Origin of the sequence: Streptomyces sp. NPDC057565 (assembly GCF_042801455.1) — a bacterium.
GTDB lineage: Bacteria > Actinomycetota > Actinomycetes > Streptomycetales > Streptomycetaceae > Streptomyces > Streptomyces yanii.
In genome coordinates, this window is record NZ_JBHVFU010000157.1 from 1 (window position 1) to 2,496 (window position 2,496).

General features: G+C 59.6%; 2 protein-coding genes. Both read left to right on the forward strand.

Annotated elements, in window-relative coordinates; all coding sequences use genetic code 11:
• Positions 1-872 (forward strand): DUF3710 domain-containing protein (locus ACFU8W_RS52260; protein WP_384052925.1); only part of this gene is annotated, 872 nt, incomplete at its 5' end.
• A 602-nt stretch (positions 873-1,474) separates the two neighbouring features.
• Complete coding sequence (locus tag ACFU8W_RS52265) at positions 1,475-2,386, forward strand: Dyp-type peroxidase (protein WP_384052927.1); 912 nt, start codon at positions 1,475-1,477, stop codon at positions 2,384-2,386.
• The last annotated feature ends 110 nt before the right edge of the window (positions 2,387-2,496 follow it).

Here is a 2,496-nt window from a genome sequence, read left to right on the forward strand (position 1 = left end):
AATCTGAGGTATGGGACCGTGTGACGCCGACACGGATCATTATGGCAGCAATTCAGATTATTCTCCGGTCTCGCTGGGAGGACGGGGTTTCGTCAGTCGAGATGTTGCCGGGGTCTGTTTCGTCTCTCTCCCGGCAGGATCTTCTGACAATGATTGAAGCGTCTCTTGGAGATGTTTCGTCTGCCAGCAAGGCCCAGTCAGAAGAGCTGTTTTCGCTGCTGAATTTGGTAGTCCTCCTATCGGCTCTAATCAAGGAGGAATCCATTTCTGATGAAAGTACAAAAAGCCTGCTTCATGCGGCGGAGCGAGTTTGCCTTGAGTCCCTGCAGGATGATGTTTTGAGACGAGGTATCGAATGCGGCCCCTGGGACGTTAGTGAAAGTTCTGCGCCAACCCTTGGCTTGGTTGATATGGGAGGCATAAGGGTCCCCGCCTCCGTTGGTATGGAAGTGCGTCGAATGGAAGTCGATGGCGATACTGTGGCTGTCACCCTGATGAAAGATGGGACCGCTATACAACTTCAAGCTTTCCTTGCTACTCCAGAGACATCTTGGAACATCATTCGCGTGGATATGACGAACAAGATGCGCACTCAAGGAGGCGTAGTGAAGGAATGGGGTGGTAGGGCAGGTTTGGAGATCAGGGCGGTTGTCCCCGTGGTAACGGAATCTGGTCAATCGGCAGTCAGAGACGTGAGGATTCTTGGATGCGATGGTCCAGGTTGGATGCTGAGGGGTGTCGTCAGCGGTACCGGGGCAAAACCTGAAAGCAGAGATGAATGGCCCTACGAAATTTTCCTAGGAACGGTGGTCGTCGGCACGCACCCCGTGTGCACACAGGGTGGCGTGACCAGCCTGCGTTTGCAGATATGAGAAGAGGTGTAAATGAAAACCATGGCCCTATCACCAAATGGGTCGTAATTGCAATCTTCTCAACTGAATTTAGAGAGTCGTGAGTGATTTCGTCGAGAGCGTCAAGGTCGATCTGCTGAATTGTTCGATGGGAATCTGAAGAACACTTCCTTGTTTTGATGACCATGAACTATGGCTGATTATTCGGCGAGGTGTAACGAGTCGGTGCATGGTGGTGAATTCCGCAGAGGTAGCTGTCGAGGTTTCTTCGTTGCTACCGACGCTGCAACAAGCAAGCCTCCTGGCCGGCGGCTCCCAAATGGCAGTCCAACAAAACAGCTCAAGGCCGGAGGGGAGGGCAGCATGCGTTGCTCACGGTGCGAGGTGGTGATGAGATACTCAGGACTCACCAGTGCAACAGCCTCGGCAACCCAACCCGGCATGGCATGGGGGATGTGGGCATGAGAAGCAGACGGGGCATATTGCTGGGGGCGACAGTGATGGCCACAGGTGGGGCTGGGGCTATTGCGATGTATGCCGCACCCTCCCAATCAACAACTGGGGATACCGCGCGTTCGTTTGCTCCGCTGCGAGGCGTGTTGCCTGCCGCTTGTGTGCGCGTGATGGCCCTTGACCTGCCTGGCGGCCGAGCCGCGCGCAGGGCGACAGCGGTGGCCCGGCTGCAACAGGCCGTGGTGGCGGCTGACCGCGGGCGGGTTGTCGCTTGGCTGGCGTTGGGGAGTAGCCTCGCCCAAAAAGGTGCGCAACTGCCGCGCAGGCTGCGGGAGATGCCCGCCTTCGCTGGGGATCTGCTGGACCCCGCCCAGTCGCACGGGGACGTGCTTGTGCAAGTGGCTGGGCCTGATCCGACGGCAGTGCGAGGGGCTACCGAGCAGGTGGCGAAGTCGGCTGCCGGGTGGCATGTGAGATGGCAGGTTGACGGGTTCCGCGCCGAGAACCGCGTCGAGGTCGGCAAGGGGCTTGCCCGCAACCCGTTCCATTTCACGGAAGGATTTGGGAATCCGGGCAGCGAGCTTGAGATGGCTGATAGGGCTGTTGTGCGCGGTGGGCAGGGCGAGCCTGACTGGGCCGTGGGTGGCAGCTATCAAGTGGTGAGGATCGTGCGGTTCGCTACCGAGTTGTGGGACAAAGACTCGGTCCGGGAGCAGGAGCGCATCATTGGGCGTCGGCGCGACGGCCGATGGCTCGACGGCACCCCGACCGACGAGCAGCCGAACTTCGCTGCCGATCCCAACGGCAAGACCACGCCACTGGATTCGCATGTGCGGCTCGCCGCCCCCGATCGGCGCTACCCGCCGCCCATCGTGCGCCGCAGCTACAACTACGACCGAGGCGACGGCGACAAGGGGCTGATCTTCTCTTGCTTCCAGCGAGACCTGGAACAGGGCTTCGAGGCCGTTCAGAAGCGGCTGGAGAGTGAGGCCATGGCCAGGTACATCCTCACTACCGGAGGAGGGTACTTTTTCGTGCCGCCACCCGGCGACGCCTGGATTGACGCACTGTTCGGAGGCTGAGCCTTAGCCTCAATACCGTGACTCTGTTGGTGATCTTGTGGGGGTCAGGTGACGGCGGTGCACAGGGCGTGGAAGTGGCTGGGTGCTCGCCGGGGGCGCGCTGGGTCGGC